The 18,055-nt window shown below is 70.8% G+C and carries 18 protein-coding genes; 7 read left to right on the forward strand and 11 right to left on the reverse strand.

Translation table 11 applies throughout. The features are described 5' to 3' along the window. From RBJ77_RS00245 to sodN, 3 genes are all read right to left on the reverse strand, one after another. The coding region (locus tag RBJ77_RS00245; RefSeq protein ID WP_372343076.1) for an EamA family transporter at positions 1 to 530 on the reverse strand (530 nt) is incomplete at its 3' end. Between the two features lie 152 nt (positions 531 to 682). After that, a complete protein-coding gene (locus tag RBJ77_RS00250; protein ID WP_372343077.1) occupies positions 683 to 1,513 on the reverse strand; it encodes a hypothetical protein in 831 nt (276 codons plus the stop codon). Between the two features lie 224 nt (positions 1,514 to 1,737). Continuing rightward, on the reverse strand, positions 1,738 to 2,133 hold the full coding sequence (gene sodN / locus RBJ77_RS00255) for a superoxide dismutase, Ni (RefSeq protein ID WP_372343078.1): 396 nt from the start codon (positions 2,131 to 2,133) through the stop codon (positions 1,738 to 1,740). 145 nt (positions 2,134 to 2,278) lie between these two features. Here sodN and sodX point away from each other — a divergent pair, with 145 nt between their 5' ends. Then, positions 2,279 to 2,713 carry a nickel-type superoxide dismutase maturation protease gene (gene sodX / locus RBJ77_RS00260; RefSeq protein WP_255972032.1) on the forward strand — a complete coding sequence of 145 codons (435 nt, stop codon included), beginning with the start codon at positions 2,279 to 2,281 and terminating at the stop codon, positions 2,711 to 2,713. On the opposite strand, the gene RBJ77_RS00265 is transcribed toward sodX, so the two are convergent. After that, complete coding sequence (locus tag RBJ77_RS00265) at positions 2,617 to 3,246, reverse strand: CGNR zinc finger domain-containing protein (RefSeq protein ID WP_255971950.1); 630 nt, start codon at positions 3,244 to 3,246, stop codon at positions 2,617 to 2,619. The two genes, sodX and RBJ77_RS00265, sit on opposite strands and share 97 nt — an antisense overlap. 87 nt (positions 3,247 to 3,333) lie before the next feature. Here RBJ77_RS00265 and RBJ77_RS00270 point away from each other — a divergent pair, with 87 nt between their 5' ends. After that, a complete protein-coding gene (locus RBJ77_RS00270; protein ID WP_372343079.1) occupies positions 3,334 to 4,104 on the forward strand; it encodes a trans-aconitate 2-methyltransferase in 771 nt (256 codons plus the stop codon). Positions 4,105 to 4,295: 191 nt separating this feature from the next. Here RBJ77_RS00270 and RBJ77_RS00275 read toward each other — a convergent pair whose 3' ends face one another. From RBJ77_RS00275 to RBJ77_RS00285, 3 genes are read right to left on the reverse strand one after another with little or no spacing between them, the layout of a single operon-like run. Beyond that, positions 4,296 to 5,048, reverse strand: coding sequence for an amino acid ABC transporter ATP-binding protein (locus RBJ77_RS00275; protein ID WP_255972030.1), 753 nt, complete (start codon positions 5,046 to 5,048; stop codon positions 4,296 to 4,298). Positions 5,049 to 5,059: 11 nt separating this feature from the next. After that, positions 5,060 to 6,010, reverse strand: coding sequence for an amino acid ABC transporter permease (locus RBJ77_RS00280; RefSeq protein ID WP_372343080.1), 951 nt, complete (start codon positions 6,008 to 6,010; stop codon positions 5,060 to 5,062). 42 nt (positions 6,011 to 6,052) lie between these two features. Further along, the gene (locus RBJ77_RS00285; protein WP_372343081.1) at positions 6,053 to 7,018 is read right to left on the reverse strand and encodes an ABC transporter substrate-binding protein; all 966 of its coding nucleotides are present in this window, start codon (positions 7,016 to 7,018) and stop codon (positions 6,053 to 6,055) included. A 566-nt stretch (positions 7,019 to 7,584) separates the two neighbouring features. On the opposite strand from RBJ77_RS00285, the gene RBJ77_RS00290 reads away from it, so the two are divergent. The 4 genes from RBJ77_RS00290 (at position 7,585) to RBJ77_RS00305 (ending at position 10,814) form a co-directional block, all read left to right on the forward strand. Further along, the gene (locus RBJ77_RS00290; RefSeq protein ID WP_372343082.1) at positions 7,585 to 8,799 is read left to right on the forward strand and encodes an NADP-dependent malic enzyme; all 1,215 of its coding nucleotides are present in this window, start codon (positions 7,585 to 7,587) and stop codon (positions 8,797 to 8,799) included. Between the two features lie 146 nt (positions 8,800 to 8,945). Beyond that, positions 8,946 to 9,908 carry a zinc-binding dehydrogenase gene (locus RBJ77_RS00295; RefSeq protein WP_372343083.1) on the forward strand — a complete coding sequence of 321 codons (963 nt, stop codon included), beginning with the start codon at positions 8,946 to 8,948 and terminating at the stop codon, positions 9,906 to 9,908. A 139-nt stretch (positions 9,909 to 10,047) separates the two neighbouring features. Next, positions 10,048 to 10,257, forward strand: a complete 210-nt coding sequence (locus RBJ77_RS00300) for a helix-turn-helix domain-containing protein (RefSeq protein ID WP_207827323.1) — start codon at positions 10,048 to 10,050, stop codon at positions 10,255 to 10,257. Then, positions 10,257 to 10,814: a Clp protease N-terminal domain-containing protein gene (locus RBJ77_RS00305; protein WP_372343088.1), complete on the forward strand. Its 558-nt coding sequence runs from the start codon at positions 10,257 to 10,259 to the stop codon at positions 10,812 to 10,814. Before RBJ77_RS00300 ends, RBJ77_RS00305 begins: the two co-directional genes overlap by 1 nt. Positions 10,815 to 11,156: 342 nt before the next feature. Here RBJ77_RS00305 and RBJ77_RS00310 read toward each other — a convergent pair whose 3' ends face one another. Then, positions 11,157 to 12,356 (reverse strand): helix-turn-helix transcriptional regulator, encoded by a 1,200-nt coding sequence (locus tag RBJ77_RS00310; RefSeq protein WP_372343084.1) that lies wholly within the window; start codon positions 12,354 to 12,356, stop codon positions 11,157 to 11,159. Position 12,357: 1 nt separating this feature from the next. Continuing rightward, a complete protein-coding gene (locus RBJ77_RS00315; protein ID WP_372343085.1) occupies positions 12,358 to 13,278 on the reverse strand; it encodes a DUF4097 domain-containing protein in 921 nt (306 codons plus the stop codon). A gap of 189 nt (positions 13,279 to 13,467) precedes the next feature. On the opposite strand from RBJ77_RS00315, the gene RBJ77_RS00320 reads away from it, so the two are divergent. Then, the gene (locus tag RBJ77_RS00320; RefSeq protein WP_372343086.1) at positions 13,468 to 14,292 is read left to right on the forward strand and encodes a hypothetical protein; all 825 of its coding nucleotides are present in this window, start codon (positions 13,468 to 13,470) and stop codon (positions 14,290 to 14,292) included. Positions 14,293 to 14,354: 62 nt separating this feature from the next. Here RBJ77_RS00320 and RBJ77_RS00325 read toward each other — a convergent pair whose 3' ends face one another. Together RBJ77_RS00325 and RBJ77_RS00330 are read right to left on the reverse strand one after the other, a co-directional pair. Continuing rightward, positions 14,355 to 14,537: a DUF6104 family protein gene (locus RBJ77_RS00325; protein ID WP_019058231.1), complete on the reverse strand. Its 183-nt coding sequence runs from the start codon at positions 14,535 to 14,537 to the stop codon at positions 14,355 to 14,357. Between the two features lie 68 nt (positions 14,538 to 14,605). Continuing rightward, positions 14,606 to 18,055: multifunctional oxoglutarate decarboxylase/oxoglutarate dehydrogenase thiamine pyrophosphate-binding subunit/dihydrolipoyllysine-residue succinyltransferase subunit (locus RBJ77_RS00330; protein WP_372343087.1), on the reverse strand; the 3,450-nt coding region annotated here is incomplete at its 5' end.

Genomic DNA, 18,055 nt, shown 5'->3' on the forward strand with positions numbered 1-18,055 from the left:
GCGACCGGCCACAGCCCGCTGTCCGCCCCGGCCTGCGCGAGCCCCAGGTACTGCACGGCGATGGCGGCGCTCGCCGCGAGCGCGTCGAGCGTGGCCGGGCCCGACGGCGGGCCGTCGGTGTCGTCGGCGCGGGACACCAGCCACAGCGCGGGCACGGTCACCACGGTCCCGGTCCAGGCGAGCGGTCCCGGCCGGTCGCCGAGGAACCAGACGCCGACCAGCACGGACAGCGCCACCCCCGTCACCGCGCTGACCGGCACGACGACGCTCATCGCGCCCCGGCCCAGGCCCCGGTACAGGAACAGCATCCCGAGTCCGCTGCCCACGCCCGACAGCGCGCCCCACGCCAGATCGGCGCCGCCGACGGCCGTTGCCGGGACGACGAGGGCGAGCGCGACGGCGGCCACCAGGCCGCCCGCCTGTCCCCACAGCGCCACCGAGGCGAAGTGCGCACGGCGTGACAGCAGACCGCCCGCGTAGTCGGCGATGCCGTAGAACGCGGCGGAGGCGAGAGCGAAGAGCATCCCCATCGGCCGTTGGGTGCCCAGAGGGCGCCGGGGCTAACGCGGCCCGCCGCTCTCCGGTGCGTTCCGTCGTGCCGCGGTCGACGGTGGCAGGGGGTGCGGCGCAACGTCGAGCCCCTGACCTGGTTCACGGCCGAATCCTCGGCGGCGCCGAGCGGTCAGCCGGTGCGCACGGCGGACCGGATCGACGCGGCCGTCGCCGCCACGAAGGCGTCCCGGGTCGCGTCGTCCAGCAGGCCGAGCGAGAGGTACGGGTTGAGGTCCTCCAGCTCGACGAGCAGCAGCCCGCCCTCGGGCGTGCGGCAGGCGTCGACGCGCTGGATGCCGTGCGGCAGCGTGTTCCACTCCACGAAGGAGCGGGCGAACTCCCGGTCGGCGTCGGTGACGTCGTAGGGCCGCAGCTCCCAGCGGCGGTCCGGGTCCGGCGCGTAGAGGGCGTACTGGAGCGCGTCGTCGACGAAGTAGAAGGAGACCTCGTACCGGAAGTCGATCCGCGGCTGCACCAACAGGCCCTCGGAGTACGGGAGTTCGGTGAGGTCGCCGGGGTCGACGAAGCGCAGCCCGATGGAGTCGGCGCCGAGCTTCGGCTTCGCCACGTACGCGGGGGCCGCCGGGAGCCGGTCCAGGGCGTCGGGCCCGTCGACGGTGGGGATGACCGGGTACCCGGCCTCCGTCAGGTCGAGGAGGTACTGCTTGCCCGCCATGTCGGCGCGGCCGGTCAGCGGGTTGTAGACGTTCGTGCCGCGGTCGAGGGCCTGGGCGCGGAACGCGTCGTAGGCCTCCTGGTAGCCGAGTACCGGACCGCTGTTGCGGACCACGACCACGTCGAAGCCGTCCATCAGCGCCGCGGCGTCCAGCGGATGGCAGAGCGCCAGGTCGAAGGAGGCGCGCAGCCGGGAGGTGAGGAAGACGTCCTCGTCGCCGTAGCGCCGGCCGCGGGCCTCGTACGCGAGATCGGAGACGTACAGGACGCGGGGGCGGCGGGACATGGACGGGCTCCTGGGGGGCGTGCGCCGGTCGGACGGAGGCGGGCTGGGGGCGGGCCGGGGGGTGAGTCGGAGGCGGGCTGCCGTGGTGAACCACCCGGTGCCGCCCGGTGGAACGCCCGAAGGGCCCGGCCGAGCGACTGCTCGGCCGGGCCCCTCGGAATGTCCACGGACACGGACCTGCGGGGGTGCACCGCCCGCCGGTCACGGTGTGAACGCGGCCTGGATCAGGCCTTCTTCGTCTCCCAGAAGATCTTGTCGATCTGGGCGATGTAGTCCAGCGCCTTCTGGCCCGTGGCCGGGTCGGTCGAGCCCTTGGCGGCCGAGAGGGCCTTCAGGGTGTCGTTGACCAGCTGGTGCAGCTCCGGGTACTTCTCGAAGTGCGGGGGCTTGAAGTAGTCGCTCCAGAGCACCGAGACGTGGTGCTTGGCGAGCTCGGCGCGCTGCTCCTTGATGACGGTGGCGCGCGCCTGGAAGTGCGCGTCGTCGTTGGCGGCCATCTTTTCCTGGACGGCCTTGACCGACTCGGCCTCGATGCGGGCCTGGGCCGGGTCGTACACGCCGCAGGGCAGGTCGCAGTGGGCGCTGACCGTCACCTTGGGGGCAAACAGGCGGGAGAGCATTGAGCTGTCCTTCCTCGTGATCGTCTTCTCAGGTGGGACATTACTCCGTGAGAGACCGGTTTTCGCGAGTGCCCCCATGGGCTTAGGACAAAAGTCCGGGGTGAGACTGGGACTGGTGGAGGATAGGACCGGGGAGGTGCCGGTGATGCCGGAGCTGTCGCAGGAGACCGAGCGAGGGAAGGCCGTGCTGCCGTTCGGAGCCGCTGAGGTGACGGGGCCGTCCATGGTGCCCACGCTGTTGCACGGGGACCGGCTCGTGGTGCAGTACGGGGCACGGATCCGTCCGGGTGACGTGGTCGTCCTGCGCCACCCCTTCCAGCAGGACCTGCTGGTCGTGAAGCGGGCGGCCGAGCGCCGGGAGGGCGGCTGGTGGGTGCTGGCGGACAACGTCTTCGCGGGCGGTGACAGCACCGACTACGGCACCGTGCCCGACGACTTCGTGCTCGGCAGGGTCCGGCTGCGCTTCAGGCCGCCGAAGCCGGGTCAGCGCTCGCCGTTCGCGCTCGCCCGCTGGGCGCTGTCGTCCGTGCGTCCGGTGCTCTCGGACCGGTCGGCCTCCAGGCGCTTGCGGGCGCGGTAGGCCGCGACGTTGGCGCGGGTCGCGCAGCGGTCCGAGCAGTAGCGGCGCGAGCGGTTCGTGGACGTATCGAGGTAGGCGTTGCGGCAGGGCGACGCCTCGCACAGGCCCAGGCGGTCCACGCCGTACTCGGTGAGGTGGAAGGCGAGGCCCATCGCGGCGATCGCGGCGTAGCCCGCCGTCGCGTTGGACGGGTGGTCCGCCAGGTGCATGTGCCACAGCGGGCGGCCGTCGTCGTCGCGGTGGTCGTGCCCGGAGATCTGCGGACTCACCGGGAACTCCAGGAGCAGCGAGTTCAGGAGGTTCACGGCGAGCTCCTCGTCGCCGCCGTCGGCCGCCTCGAAGACCGCGCGCAGCCGGGCCCGCACGCTCCTGAAGCGCGTCAGGTCCGCGTCCGTGGCGCGGCGGGCCGCGTCCTGGCTCGGGCCGAAGAGCTCGCGCACCACGTCCACCGAGGTCAGCGAGTCCTTGCCGCGGCCCGGCTCCTCGGTGTTGACGAGGCGCACTGCATAGTCCGAGTAATAGGCCAGTTCCACTTGTAGTCCTTACCGGGGCGGTCTATCTTCGTGAGAAGCGAGAGTAATGCTCGCTTCGTGCTTAAGGGTATTACGGGAGGGCCTGGTATGACCGAGACCGCAGCAGAGGCGCAGACCACCGACTGGCGGGCCTGGCAGGAGAGCTGGGACCGGCAGCAGGAGTGGTACATGCCCGACCGCGAGGAGCGGTTCCGCGTCATGCTCGACATGGTCGAGGCGTTCGCCGGACCCGCGCCGCGCGTGCTCGACCTCGCGTGCGGCACGGGAAGCATCACGGACCGGCTGCTGCGCAGGTTCCCCGGGGCGACCAGCGTCGGCGTCGACCTCGACCCCGCGCTGCTCGCGATCGCCCGGGGCACCTTCGAGGGCGACGAGCGGGTCACGTTCGTGGCGGCGGACCTGAAGGACCCGGAGTGGACGAAGGCGCTGCCGCACGACTCGTACGACGCCGTGCTCACCGCCACCGCCCTGCACTGGCTGCACTCCGACCCCCTCGCCGCTCTCTACGGCCAACTCGCGCCGCTGGTGCGGGACGGTGGCGTGTTCATGAACGCGGACCACATGATCGACCAGACGACGCCGCGGATCAACGCCGCGGAGCGGGCGCTCCGGCATGCGCGGATGGACGAGGCGAAGACGGGCGGGGCGGTGGACTGGGCCGAGTGGTGGGCGCTCGCCGCGAAGGATCCGGTGCTGGCGGGGCCCACGGCCGAGCGGTTCGCGATCTACGGGGAGCACGCGGACGGGGACATGCCGTCGGTGGCCTGGCACGCGCAGGCGCTCCGCGAGGGTGGGTTCGGCGAGGCCCGCGCCGTGTGGCGGTCGCCGAGTGATGCGCTGGTACTCGCCGTGAAGTAGGGGGGTGCGTTGTCGGGTGCGGGTGCGTGGGGGCTGGTCGCGCAGTTCCCCGCGCCCCTGAAGGCATGCGCTGCGCGCAGCCTTCCCACCGACGGCCGCGCCCCTGGAGACAGCGCACGAAGTGCGCGTCTCCAGGGGCGCGGGGAACTGCGCGACCAGCCCCCACCGGGGGAAGCCGAACCGTTCGCCGGTTACAGGACCTTTGACAGGAACGACTTCGTCCGGTCGTGCTGCGGGTTAGTCAGGACGTCGCGCGGGTGCCCCGACTCGACGACCACGCCCTCGTCCATGAAGACCAGGCTGTCGCCGACCTCACGGGCGAAGCCCATCTCGTGCGTGACGACGACCATCGTCATGCCCGACTCCGCGAGGTCCCGCATGACGTCGAGCACGTCACCGACCAGCTCGGGGTCGAGCGCCGACGTCGGCTCGTCGAACAGCATCAGCTTCGGGTCCATCGCGAGCGCCCGGGCGATCGCGACGCGCTGCTGCTGGCCGCCGGAGAGCTGCGAGGGGTAGTTGCCCGACTTGTCGGCGAGGCCGACGCGGTCGAGCAGCTCCTTGGCCCGCTCCCGGGACTGCGCCTTCGACTGCTTCTTGACCTGGACCGGCGCCTCCATGACGTTCTCGAGCGCCGTCATGTGCGGGAACAGGTTGAAGCGCTGGAACACCATGCCGATGTCCCGCCGCTTCAACGCGACTTCCCGGTCCCGGAGTTCGTAGAGCTTGTCGCCCTGCTGGCGGTAGCCGACCAGCTCGCCGTCCACGTAGAGCCGGCCCGCGTTGACCTTCTCCAGGTGGTTGATGCAGCGCAGGAACGTCGACTTGCCGGAGCCGGAGGGGCCGATGAGGCAGAAGACCTCACCCTTCCTGACCTCCAGGTCGATGCCCTTGAGGACCTCGACGTTGCCGAACGACTTGTGCACGCCCTCGGCCTTGACCATCGCGTTCTCGGTCATGAGCCCACCGCCCCGGATCGGTTCGAGAAGGAGAGCATGTTGGCCTTCACCTTCTGCCACGGCGTGCTCGGCAGCTGTCGCGACGTGCCCCGCGCGTAGTAGCGCTCGATGTAGAACTGGCCGACGCTCAGGATCGACGTCATGACCAGGTACCAGGCCGCCGCGGTGAAGTACATCTCCACCGGGGCGCCGGACTGCTGGCCGATGTCCTGGGCGTACCGGAAGAGTTCGTTGAACTGGACCGCCGCGACGAGCGAGGTGGTCTTCAGCATGTTGATGAACTCGTTGCCGGTCGGCGGCACGATGACCCGCATCGCCTGCGGGATCACGATGCGGCGCAGCGTCTTGGAGTGGCTCATGCCGAGCGCGTGCGACGCCTCGGTCTGGCCCTCGTCGACGGACATCAGGCCCGCGCGGCAGATCTCCGCCATGTACGCCGCCTCGTTGAGGCCCAGCCCCAGGAGGGCCGTGAGCAGCGGCGTCATGAAGGACGACCAGTAGTCCTTGTAGATGGGCCCGAGGTTGATGTACTCGAAGACCAGACCCAGGTTGAACCAGATGAACAGCTGGACCAGGACCGGGGTACCGCGGAAGAACCAGATGTAGAACCACGCGATGGAGCTGGTCACCGGGTTCTTCGACAGGCGCATCACGGCGAGCGTGATGCCGCCGACGACACCGATCAGCATCGACAGGACCGTCAGGAGCAGGGTCTTGCCGACACCGGTCAGGATGCGGTCGTCGAAGAAGTACTCCGGGACCGTGCCCCACTGGATCTTGCCCTGCCCGAAGGCGTAGACGATCGAGGCGAGGACCGCGATCGCGACGAGTGCCGCCAGGTAGCGCCCGTAGTGCCGGACCGGGATCGCCCTGATGGCTTCGGGCACGGTCGCGGGCGGCGGGGCGTCCTCGGGGCCGCCGCCCGTCTTCTCTATGTCAACTGACACGGATCTTGCCTTTCAACGACTTCAACTGCGCGTACTACGCGGTCACTTGCCGCCGTTGACGGTGGCTGCCTTCACGGCACCCGCCTCGACGCCCCACTTGGCGATGATCTTGTCGTAGTCACCGCTCTTGATGACGGCGTCGAGCGCGGCCTTGATGGCGTCACGCAGCTGCGTCTGGTCCTTGGCCACGGCGATGCCGTACGGGGCCGCCTCGACCTGGTCGCCGACGATCTCGAAGTCCTTGCCGCCGCCCGAGGTCTTCACCGCGTACGCGGCGACCGGGAAGTCGGAGGAGCCGGCGTCCGCGCCGCCGGAGCGGAGACGGGTCTGGGCCTGCTGGTCGTCGTCGAAGGCCTGGATGCCGAGCTTCTTGCCGTCCTTGCACTTCTTGGCCTGCGCCTTGGCGAGGTCGTGCGAGACCGTGCCGCGCTGCACCACGATCTTCTTGCCGCACAGGTCGTCCCAGGTCTTGATGGACTGGGTCTTGCCCTTCGGCGTGTAGATCGAGACGCCCGCGTTGAAGTAGTCGACGAAGTCGACACCCTCGCCGACCTTCTTGCCGGTGTCGGAGTCGACACCCTCCTGGCGGTCCTTGGTGTCGGTCATGGCCGACATGGCGATGTCGTAGCGGTTCGAGCGCAGACCCGTGATCAGGGTGTCGAACGTGCCGTTCTGGAACTCGAACGTCACGCCGAGCTGCTTGCCGAGCGCGTCCGCCAGGTCGGGGTCGATGCCGATGGCCTTGCCGGACTTGTCCTTGAACTCGACCGGTGCGTAGGCGATGTCCGAACCGACCCGGATGACGCCCTTGTCGCGGATCTCCTTGGGGAGCTTGTCCGCGAGCGGAGCCGCCTTGGAGGACGCCGAGCCGGAACCCGTGTCGTCCTTCTTCGTCTGGTCACCGCAGCCGGTCAGCAGCAGAGTGCCGGCGACCGCGATCGCGCCGACCGCGGCTATCCGGGACTTCGCGGACTTCGCGGTCGTGCGACGGGTGGTGCTTGCGGTCATGGTGGGGTCCTCCGGCAGGGTGTGGGAGTTGCCGTTCGTCGGTCGCCTTGCACACACCTTCGGGTGTCGCGACCTCGCGTGATTACGGCATCTTGCCATTCGGACTGACCTGTTCAGGGGGTCAGAGATGTCAAAATCGGATAACGGGTGGACCAAGGCGCCCAACAGGGCCGCACATCACGGTGCATGAGGCCCACATCTTCTGCGGACCTTTCGCCCAGCGGCCGGAGATTCTCCGGCGAACCGTCCGCTGTCTCACCATTCGGGCGGACTTCCGCCGGTGTTCGGCTCCGAGTTGCTGACTTGTCCAGATATTCGGCTATGAGTCATGTCACCGGTCAGTGATCGATCACGTATGGGGTCGTCCCCAGCACCGTCCGTCGGGTAAGAAGGTTCTTTACACCCCTCATCCGGGGCTCAGGGCGTGCGTGCGGCGCGCCCGTCGCGTACGTGCCCGTAGGGCGGTCCATCAAAGGGGCCGACCGGTGCGTACGCGGTGCCCGCCCGCTCCTCAACCAGGAGCGGACACCCTCAACTGATGCAATAAGACTTAAGGGGTCAGACAAGTGGCAGCGGAGATCGTCAATCCTCGCAGCGACAGCAGTACCGGCGACGAGGGCACTGACGAGCCCTTCGATCCGGCGTTCGCGCTGCACCGCGGCGGCAAGATGGCCGTGCAGGCCACCGTGCCGGTCCGCGACAAGGACGACCTGTCCCTGGCGTACACGCCCGGCGTCGCGAAGGTGTGCAGCGCGATCGCCGAGCGGCCGGAGCTCGTCCACGACTACACGTGGAAGTCGAGCGTCGTGGCTGTCGTGACGGACGGTACGGCCGTCCTCGGACTCGGTGACATCGGTCCCGAGGCCTCCCTCCCGGTGATGGAGGGCAAGGCCATTCTCTTCAAGCAGTTCGGCGGCGTGGACGCGGTTCCGATCGCGCTCGCGACGACCGACGTCGACGAGATCGTCGACACCGTCGTGCGGCTCGCCCCGTCCTTCGGCGGCGTGAACCTGGAGGACATCGCGGCTCCGCGGTGCTTCGAGATCGAGCGCAAGCTCCAGGAGCGGCTCGACATCCCGGTCTTCCACGACGACCAGCACGGCACCGCCGTGGTGACGCTGGCCGCGCTGAAGAACGCGGCCAGGCTCAGCGGGCGCGAGCTCGGTGAGCTGCGCGGCGTGATCTCCGGCGCCGGTGCGGCGGGCGTGGCGATCGCGAAGTTCCTGCTCGCGGCGGGCCTCGGCGACGTCGCGGTCACCGACCGCAAGGGCATCGTCAGCCGGGACCGCGAGGACCTCACCCCGGTCAAGCGCGAGCTCGCCGAGATCACGAACAAGGCGGGCCTCTCGGGCTCCCTGGAGGACGCGCTCGCGGGCGCCGACCTCTACATCGGCGTCTCGGGCGGTACGGTCCCCGAGCCGGCGGTCGCCTCCATGGCGCCGGGCGCCTTCGTCTTCGCGATGGCGAACCCGAACCCCGAGGTGCACCCGGACATCGCCCACAAGTACGCGGCCGTGGTCGCGACCGGGCGCTCGGACTACCCGAACCAGATCAACAACGTCCTCGCCTTCCCGGGGATCTTCGCGGGCGCCCTCCAGGTGCGCGCCTCGCGGATCACCGAGGGGATGAAGATCGCGGCGGCCGACGCGCTCGCCGCGGTCGTGGGCGACGAGCTCGCCGCCGGTTACGTCATCCCGTCGCCGTTCGACGAGCGGGTGGCCCCGGCCGTCACCGCGGCGGTCGCCGCGGCCGCCCGGGCCGAGGGCGTCGCCCGGCGCTAGTCGGCGCGTGCGTCGTCGTTCGTGGTTGTCGTCAGTGGTTGAGGCCCCGCCGTTCGGCGGGGCCTTTTCCGCGCCCTGCGCCAGGGGACGTGTGTCACAGGCGGAGGTGGTTCCCCGGGCTCCGTACGACACCTATCGTCAAGGTCATGTTCGCCGCCTACGCAGCCCGCATCGACCGTGATCAGCCGCTGAACGGCCTGGAGTTGGGGGAGCGGCCCGCCCCCGAGAACCGGCCCGGCTGGACCACCGTGAACGTCAAGGCCGCCTCCCTCAACCACCACGACCTGTGGTCCCTGCGCGGGGTCGGGCTCGGCGAGGAGGCGCTGCCCATGATCCTGGGCTGCGACGCCGCCGGCATCGACCAGGACGGCAACGAGGTCGTGCTCCACTCGGTGATCGGCGAGACCGGTCACGGGGTCGGACCGCGCGAGCGCCGCTCCATCCTCACCGAGAAGTACCAGGGCACCTTCGCCGAGCAGGTCACCGTGCCCGAGTGGAACGTGCTGCCCAAGCCGAAGGAGCTCTCCTTCGAGGAGGCCGCCTGTCTGCCGACCGCCTGGCTGACGGCGTACCGGATGCTCTTCACCAACGCCGGGGTGCGTCCCGGTGACTCGGTCCTCGTGCAGGGCGCGGGCGGCGGTGTCGCCACGGCCGCCATCGTCCTCGGCAAGGCGGCCGGTCTGCGGGTCTTCGCGACCAGCCGTGACGAGGCCAAGCGGAAGCGGGCCCTGGAGCTGGGTGCCGTGGAGGCCGTGGAGTCCGGGGCGCGGCTGCCGCAGCGCGTCGACGCCGTGATCGAGACGGTGGGCGCCGCGACCTGGTCGCACTCCGTCAAGTCCCTCAAGCCGGGCGGCACGCTGGTGATCTCCGGCGCGACCAGCGGCCCCAACCCGCCGGCCGCCGAGCTGAACCGCATCTTCTTCCTGGAGCTGAAGGTCGTCGGCTCGACCATGGGCTCCAAGGACGAGCTGGAGGATCTGCTGTCCTTCTGCGCCGCGACCGGGGTGCGGCCCGTCATCGACGAGACGCTGCCCCTGGACCGGGCCCGCGAGGGCTTCGGGAAGATGGCGGGTGGCGACCTGTTCGGCAAGGTCGTGCTGACCGTCTGAGTCGGTTCTCGGGGAGGCCGGTTCTCGGGGAGGTTCCCGGAGAGGTTCACGGAGAGGGGCGCTGTGGCGGCGCCCCTTTTTCGCGCCCGGCGTGTCAACTGTGGTTGACATCGACCGACTGTCAACCTACATTGACATCATGACGGAGGCAACGGATCTCGCCGAGCAGGCGGGCGCCCGCGACCCGCGCGTCGGATTGCGGGCGGTCGCCGCGCTGAGGCGGCTGCTGGAGCAGCTGGAAGCGGTACAGGTGCGCAGTGCGCGCAATCAGGGCTGGTCGTGGCAGGAGATCGCGGCCGAGCTGGGAGTCAGTCGGCAGGCCGTGCACAAGAAGTACGGGAGGCGATGATGTTCGAGCGGTTCACCAAGGGTGCCCGTGACGTGGTCAAGGGTGCCGTCGTGCACGCGGAGCGGGAGCGTGCCGAGCGCGTCGACGAGGGGCATCTGCTCCTCGCGCTGCTCGACGCCCGCGGCACCCGGGGCGCTTTCGCCCTCGGTGCGCTGGGTGCCGCCACGGAGGACCGGCGGGCGGAGATCGGCCGCTCGCTGACCGCCGCACGCCGCCGGGCCGGACTTTCGCAGGCCGACGCGGAGGCCCTCGCCGGGCTCGGCATCGACGTGGAGGAGGTCGTCGCCCGGGTCGAGGAGGCCCACGGTGTCGGCGCGCTGACCGGCGGGCGGCGGCTGGGCGGCCGCCGCCCCTTCGCCCGCGAGGCCAAGGGTGTCCTGGAGTCCTCCCTGCGGACGGCTCTCGCCCACCACGACCGCGCCATCGGCGACGAACACCTCCTCCTCGCCCTCACCCACCGCCCGGGCATCGTCTCCGAGGCCCTCGCCGAACACGGCGTGACGGCCGGGGGAGTGGAGCGGGTGCTGTACGGAGACGGGGAGGCGGCGGCCGGGTAGGCGGGGGCCGCGGGGCTGGGCTGGACGTGTCGGGCTGGGCCGGGCTCGGTCGAGCTGTTGTGTGTCGGGATGGCCGGGATGGCCGGGATGGCCGGGATGGCAACGTCGGGCCGGGATGGCCGCGCCGGGACGGCCGCACCGAGCCGGGATGGCCACGCCGAGCCGGGCCGGCCGTGCCGGGCAGGGATGGCCACGCCGGGACGAGCGCGCCGAGCCAGCCGCACCGGGCCCGCGCCGGGCCGGGACGGGCGTTCCAGGCCGGCCTTACCGGGCCGAGCCGGGCCACGCCGAGCCGGGCCGGCCGCGCCGAGCCAGGGGAGGCCGGCGTCTTCCCGCCCCCGCTCACACCTTCTTGCCCCCGGCTTCCGGGGTGTGGAGGGTCGCCCCGATGTGGGCCGCCGCCTCCGACAAGTGGCGCCGTGCCGTGCGGAGTTGGGACTCCGTCACGCCATGGTCGCGCGCCGCGTCACGGATGCCGTCGCGGAAGCGGTCCAGGAGGCGGTCCAGGTCCCGGGCCGGGTCGCCGGTGGAATCCTCCGCGGCCCAGGCCGGGACGTACGCGGCCGGTACCGCGTCGGAGGGGGACCGGTACTCGGGCTCGGGGGAGGATCCGGGAACGGGCTCGGCCGGGGCCGGGCGGGTGCCGGACGGGGCGGTGGCGGACGGCTGGGCGGCCGGTGCCGGGGCGCCCGCGCCCTTGCCTGCGCCGGCCTGCTCGCGGTCGGCCGTCCGCTGGTCACCGGCCTCCTTGGCGGAGCCCCCGGTGAAGTCCTTGCCGAAGGACTTGCCGAACTCACCGAACTCCCTGGCCAGTTCGGACAGGCCCTCGCGCACCCCCGTCGGCCAGTCGCCGCGCGCGAAGTGGTCCTGGACCTGGTCCTGGACGCGCTTGGCCATGCGCTGGAACTCCTCCTGCGCCTGCGCCTGCACCCGGTCCTGGGTCTCCTTGGCCTGGCGGCGCGCCCGCTGGGCCTCCTCGCGGGCCCGGCGGCTCTCGTCCTTCGCCCGCCGCGCCTGCTCCTTCCACTCCTGCTTCGCCCGGCGCAGCTCCTCCTTCGCGGCCCGCCAGGACTCCTTGTCCGTGAGGTCCCCCAGATCGCCGAAGCCACCCGGGCCGGCGCCCGCACCGGCACCGGATCCAGCGCTGCCGCCGCTGCGGGTCTGCGACGTGGCGGCCCGCACCTCGCGGCGCAGGTCGCCCGCCGCGCCCCGGACGTCGTCCCGGATCTCGGCGGCCAGCTCGGCCACGGACTCGCGGATCTCCAGCTCCAGATCGGCCAGCTCGCCGCTCCGGTCGGCCAGTTCGGCCCGGCCCGCGTCGGTGATCGCGTAGACCTTCCGGCCGCCCTCGGTCGTGTGCGTGACGAGCCCCTCGGTCTCCAGCTTGGCCAGACGCGGGTACACCGTGCCCGCCGACGGCGCGTACAGCCCCTGGAAGCGCTCCTCCAGGAGCCGGATCACCTCGTAGCCGTGGCGCGGGGCCTCGTCGAGCAGCTTGAGCAGGTAGAGGCGCAGGCGGCCGTGGGCGAAGACGGGGGCCATGTCAGAGCACCTTCTTGTCGGTGGGCGCGGACGGGGTGGCGTCGGAGGAGGCGGCATCGGGGGAGGGGACCGCGTCGGAAGGGGCGGCGTCGGGGGTGATGTCGGTCGGCTCGTCCTCGCCGGGTGGCCTGCGCAGCAGGGCGATCGAGCCCGAGACCGTGGTCGCCTTCAGGCTGCCGGTGCCCGCCCCGAGCCGGCCGGTGATCTTGTGGGCGCCCCACTGGCCGGAGACCCGCAGTCCGTCGAAGGCGTTCGACACCGCGCCGCTCGCCGTGTTCGCCTCGACCTCCGTGTCCGCCGGGTGCGGGATGCGGATGGCGATCTCGCCGGAGACGCTCGTCAGGCTCACGTCCGTGGGGCCCGCCGGGTCCAGGTCCACGATCATCGAGCCGCTCACCGTGTCGGCCTTCACGAACGACCCCGAGCCCTCCACCACCGTGAGGTCACCGGACACCGAGTTGAACCGGAGGTCGCCGGTCACCGCCTGCGCCTCGACGCTGCCCGAGACCGTGCTGGTGCGCACCGGTCCGGTGACGCCGACCAGGGTCGTGTCGCCGGTGACGCCCTTCACCTCCGTGTGCCCCTCCATGCCGGAGACGACGGCGCCCGCGCCGACCACGCCGACCTCGACCCGGGTGCCCGTGGGCACCGCGAGCGAGACGACCGCGCTGCGGTGCCAGCCCTTGCGGTCGAGCCACTTGAGGAAGCCCTTCCAGGGCAGGTCGTCGTACGCCACCGAGAGCGTGCCGTCCTGCTGGGTGACCAGGAGCGGTGGCCCCTCGATGGCGGAGACCTCCAGGCGGGCGGAACCTTCGTCCGTGCCCACCACGTTCACCGTTCCGTTCACGATGCGTACGCGCAGGGTCGTCAACGGCTCGTCGAAGACGAGCTTCTGCGGCTCCGCGACGGACCACTCGGGCATGGTGGGACCTCCTCGGCAGCGAACGCGCCATATCGCGTCCTCTGTCAAACACGATATATCGCGGATACGGGAAGTCAAGACTGTCGTGGACGACTTCCGTCTTTCGTGAGCGCCCCGCGCCGCCACCCGCACCGCCATCAAGGCGGACATTTGTGGTCCAAAGTGGGTGAATTGCCCTAGCGTGGGGCCATGTTGTCTCCCGAACCCGCCGGCGCGCTGCTCCTCTGCCGCGCCGAACCCGCCGTCGTCGGCCCCGCCGCCCAGCTGCTGCGCGAGCGCATGCTGCTCGCCCGGGCCGGACGCGAGTGGAGCGTGCTCGTACCGGAGACGAAGCCCTGGCTGGCCGCACCCGACGCCGGCGGCGAACCCGTCGACCGGGTGCTCGGCGGCTGGGCCGGAGCCCTCGCGGTGGGTGCCCCGTGGCCGGTGCTCGCCCTGTGGTGGGACGCCGACCGCAGCGGCTTCACGCTCGCCTCCGGCTTCCGCCGCCCGGTGGGCTACGTCTGGCTGGCGAACGGCACCCCGGTCGGCGAGGACGAGGCCCTGCGCACCTTCGCCGCCCGCCTCGGCCTCGACCCGGTGCTCGACATGCAGTCGCTCGAAGCCCTCGCCGTACCGGACAGTGAGGCCGACGCCCGGGCCCGGATGCTCGGCCTGCTCGCGGTCCTCACCCGCACCGGCCTGACGCTCCCCACCGGCCTCACCCCGGGCGAACCGGCCGACCGGCTGCGCGAGGTCGCCCGCATCCAGCCCGACGCGGAACGGATCGAGTGGTCGGGCTGGCGGGACGCCGTCCACGCCGAACTCGACGTCGTCGAGAGCAGCAGCATCGGCCCGTGGCTGCGCGGCCCCAAGGCCCGCGCGCTGGCCGCCCTCCAGCTCGCGGCGGGCCTCCCGCTCGCCGTGCACGGCCTGCGGCGGCGCAGCGGCGGCTGGCTCACCGCGGGGGCCGTCCTGCTCGCCCACGGCGCGCTCGGACTCGCGTACGACCGGCTGCGGGCCTCCCGCGACTGACGTCCCCGCTCGGGGGGCCTGCTCGCTCGGGGGACCTGCTCGCGCCCCTGCTCGGAGGAGACCTACTCGTCGTCCTCGTCGTCGTCGAGCCGCGCCAGCCACGTGGCGAGGCGCTCCACCGGCACCTCGAAGTCGGGGTTCAGGTCGACGAAGGTCCGCAGCTGCTCGGCGAGCCACTCGAAGGTGACCTCCTCCTCGCCACGCCGCTTCTCCAGCTCTTCGATGCCGCGGTCCGTGAAGTACATGGCACCAGGATATGCGGCAGGGCCGCACCCCCTCGCGGGAGTACGGCCCTGCTGACGAGCCGGGGCGGTTACGCCTCGAACACCTCGCGCACCAGCTGCTCCTGCTCCGCCTGGTGGCGCTTGGCGGAGCCGACCGCCGGGGACGAGCCGTGCGGCCGCGAGATGCGGCGCAGGCGCTCACCGTGCGGCACGTCGGCGCCGACGGCCAGGTCCAGGTGGTCGATCAGGTTGAGCGCGATGAACGGCCAGGCACCCTGGTTCGCCGGCTCCTCCTGCGCCCAGAGGTACTTCTCGGCGTTCGGGAACTTGGCGATCTCCGCCTGGAGCTCCGCACCCGGCAGCGGGTACAGACGCTCGACGCGGATGATCGCGGTGTCGGTGATCCCGCTCTTCTTCCGCTCGGCATCGAGGTCGTAGTAGAGCTTGCCCGCCACGAACACGACCTTCTTGACCGCGTTCGGGTCGACCGACTCGTCGCCGATGACCGGACGGAAGCCGCCCGTCGTGAACTCCTCCGCCTTCGACGCGGCGGCCTTGAGGCGCAGCATCGACTTCGGCGTGAAGACCACCAGCGGCTTGTGGTGCGGGTTGTGCACCTGCCACCGCAGGAGGTGGAAGTAGTTCGACGGGAGGGTCGGCATCGCGACCGTCATGTTGTTCTGCGCGCAGAGCTGCAGGAAGCGCTCGACACGGGCCGAGGAGTGGTCCGGGCCCTGGCCCTCGTAGCCGTGCGGGAGGAGGAGCGTGACGCCGGACGTCTGGCCCCACTTCTGCTCGGCGGCCGAGATGTACTCGTCGACGACCGTCTGCGCGCCGTTGACGAAGTCACCGAACTGGGCTTCCCACATGACCAGCGACTCGGGGCGGGCCAGCGAGTAGCCGTACTCGAAGCCCATCACCGCGTACTCGGAGAGCAGCGAGTCGTAGACGTTGTAGCGGGCCTGCTCGGGCGACAGGTAGAGCAGCGGGGTGTAGTCCTCGCCGGTCTCCCGGTCGATCAGCACCGCGTGGCGCTGGCCGAACGTGCCGCGGCGCGAGTCCTGGCCGGACAGCCGGACCGGGGTGCCCTCCAGGAGGAGGGAGCCGATGGCGAGGGTCTCGCCCATGCCCCAGTCGATCGTCCCGTCCTCGATCATCGACGCACGGCGCTGCAGCTGCGGCAGCAGGCGCGGGTGCACGGTGATGTTGTCCGGGATGTTCACCTGGGACTCGGCGATGCGCTTGACGACCTCCTGGGAGATCGCCGTCTGCACGGCCACGGGGAACTCGGCCTGCGGGTCGGGGACCTGTGCCTCGGCCGGGGCCGCGACGGCCTCGCGGACCTCGGTGAAGACCTTCTCCAGCTGGCCCTGGAAGTCCTGCAGCGCCTGCTCGGCCTCTTCGAGGGTGATGTCGCCGCGACCGATGAGGGACTCGGTGTAGAGCTTGCGCACCGAGCGCTTCTTGTCGATCAGGTCGTACATCAGCGGCTGCGTGAACGCCGGGTTGTCCGACTCGTTGTGACCGCGGCGGCGGTAGCAGATGAGGTCGATCACGACGTCCTTGTTGAACGCCTGACGGAACTCGAACGCGAGCCGCGCGACGCGGACGACGGCCTCGGGGTCGTCGCCGTTCACGTGGAAGATCGGGGCCTCGATCATGCGGGCCACGTCGGTGGCGTACATGGAGGAGCGCGAGGACTCGGGCGCCGCCGTGAAGCCGACCTGGTTGTTGATGACGATGTGGACCGTGCCGCCCGTGCGGTAGCCGCGCAGCTGCGACATGTTCAGGGTCTCGGCCACGACGCCCTGGCCCGCGAAGGCCGCGTCACCGTGCAGGGCGACCGGCAGGACCGTGAAGTCCGTGCCGCCCTTGTTGATGATGTCCTGCTTGGCGCGGGTGATGCCCTCGATGACCGGGTCGACCGTCTCCAGGTGGGACGGGTTGGCGGCCAGCGAGACCTTGATCTGCTCGCCGTCCAGACCGGTGAAGGTGCCCTCGGCGCCCAGGTGGTACTTCACGTCGCCGGAGCCGTGCATCGACTTCGGGTCGAGGTTGCCCTCGAACTCGCGGAAGATCTGCGCGTACGACTTGCCGACGATGTTCGCCAGGACGTTCAGGCGGCCGCGGTGGGCCATGCCGATGACGACCTCGTCGAGGCGGGCCTCGGCGGCGGAGTCGATGACCGCGTCGAGCAGCGGGATGACGGACTCGCCGCCCTCCAGGGAGAACCGCTTCTGGCCGACGTACTTCGTCTGCAGGAAGGTCTCGAACGCCTCGGCCGCGTTCAGCCGGCGCAGGATGCGCAGCTGCTCCTCGCGCTCCGGCTTGGTGTGCGCGCGCTCGATGCGGTCCTGGATCCACTTGCGCTGCTTCGGGTCCTGGATGTGCATGAACTCGACACCGGTGGTGCGGCAGTACGAGTCGCGCAGCACGCCGAGGATGTCGCGCAGCTTCATCATCGACTTGCCGGCGAAACCGCCGACCGCGAACTCGCGCTCCAGGTCCCAGAGCGTCAGGCCGTGCTCGGTGATGTCCAGGTCGGGGTGCTTGCGCTGCTGGTACTCCAGCGGGTCGGTGTCGGCCATGACGTGGCCGCGGACCCGGTAGGAGTGGATCAGCTCGAAGACCCGCGCGGCCTTGGTGACGTCGTCGTCGTGCGAGGCGTCGATGTCCTTGAGCCAGCGGACCGGCTCGTAGGGGATGCGCAGGGACTTGAAGATCTCGTCGTAGAAGTCCTGCTCGCCGAGGAGCAGGTTCGCCACGATGCGCAGGAACTCGCCGGAGGCGGCGCCCTGGATGACCCGGTGGTCGTAGGTCGACGTGAGCGTCATGACCTTCGAGATGCCGAGCTTGTTCAGCGTGTCCTGGGACGTGCCCTGGAACTCCGCCGGGTAGTCCATCGAGCCGACGCCCATGATGACCGACTGTCCGGGCATCAGGCGGGGCACGGAGTGGACGGTGCCGAGGCCGCCGGGGTTGGTCAGGGAGACCGTGACACCGGTGAAGTCGTCCATGCCGAGCTTGCCGTCGCGGGCGCGGCGGACGATGTCCTCGTAGGCCTGCCAGAACTCGAAGAAGTTCAGCGTCTCGGCCTTCTTGATGCCCGCGACGACCAGCTGGCGGTCGCCGTTCGGCTTCACGAGGTCGATGGCGAGGCCGAAGTTGATGTGCTCCGGCTTGACCAGCGTCGGCTTGCCGTCCTTCTGGGCGAAGGAGTAGTTCATCGACGGCATGGCCTTGATGGCCTGCACCATCGCGTACCCGATGAGGTGCGTGAAGGAGATCTTCCCGCCGCGGGCGCGCTTCAGGTGGTTGTTGATGACGATGCGGTTGTCGAACAGCAGCTTCACCGGGACGGCGCGCACGGACGTGGCCGTGGGGACCTCGATGGACGCGTTCATGTTCTTCGCGACGGCGGCGGCGGGACCGCGCAGCGTCACGAACTCGGGGCCGGCAGGGGCCTCGGTCGTCACTGGTTCAGCCTTCTTCGGTGCAGGGGTGGCGGCGGGAGCGGCGGCAGCCTTCGGCGCGGGCTT

This window comes from Streptomyces sp. KL116D, assembly GCF_030766975.1.
Lineage (GTDB): Bacteria > Actinomycetota > Actinomycetes > Streptomycetales > Streptomycetaceae > Streptomyces > Streptomyces longispororuber_A.

Coding starts and splice junctions, on each gene's coding strand:
- RBJ77_RS00250 (WP_372343077.1), bottom strand. CDS start 1,513: ATGTCCCGCCGCCCCCGCGTCCTGTACGTCTCCGATCTCGCGTACGAG.
- sodN (WP_372343078.1), bottom strand. CDS start 2,133: ATGCTCTCCCGCCTGTTTGCCCCCAAGGTGACGGTCAGCGCCCACTGC.
- sodX (WP_255972032.1), top strand. CDS start 2,279: ATGCCGGAGCTGTCGCAGGAGACCGAGCGAGGGAAGGCCGTGCTGCCG.
- RBJ77_RS00270 (WP_372343079.1), top strand. CDS start 3,334: ATGACCGAGACCGCAGCAGAGGCGCAGACCACCGACTGGCGGGCCTGG.
- RBJ77_RS00275 (WP_255972030.1), bottom strand. CDS start 5,048: ATGGTCAAGGCCGAGGGCGTGCACAAGTCGTTCGGCAACGTCGAGGTC.
- RBJ77_RS00285 (WP_372343081.1), bottom strand. CDS start 7,018: ATGACCGCAAGCACCACCCGTCGCACGACCGCGAAGTCCGCGAAGTCC.
- RBJ77_RS00295 (WP_372343083.1), top strand. CDS start 8,946: ATGTTCGCCGCCTACGCAGCCCGCATCGACCGTGATCAGCCGCTGAAC.
- RBJ77_RS00300 (WP_207827323.1), top strand. CDS start 10,048: ATGACGGAGGCAACGGATCTCGCCGAGCAGGCGGGCGCCCGCGACCCG.
- RBJ77_RS00305 (WP_372343088.1), top strand. CDS start 10,257: ATGTTCGAGCGGTTCACCAAGGGTGCCCGTGACGTGGTCAAGGGTGCC.
- RBJ77_RS00310 (WP_372343084.1), bottom strand. CDS start 12,356: ATGGCCCCCGTCTTCGCCCACGGCCGCCTGCGCCTCTACCTGCTCAAG.
- RBJ77_RS00315 (WP_372343085.1), bottom strand. CDS start 13,278: ATGCCCGAGTGGTCCGTCGCGGAGCCGCAGAAGCTCGTCTTCGACGAG.
- RBJ77_RS00320 (WP_372343086.1), top strand. CDS start 13,468: ATGTTGTCTCCCGAACCCGCCGGCGCGCTGCTCCTCTGCCGCGCCGAA.
- RBJ77_RS00325 (WP_019058231.1), bottom strand. CDS start 14,537: ATGTACTTCACGGACCGCGGCATCGAAGAGCTGGAGAAGCGGCGTGGC.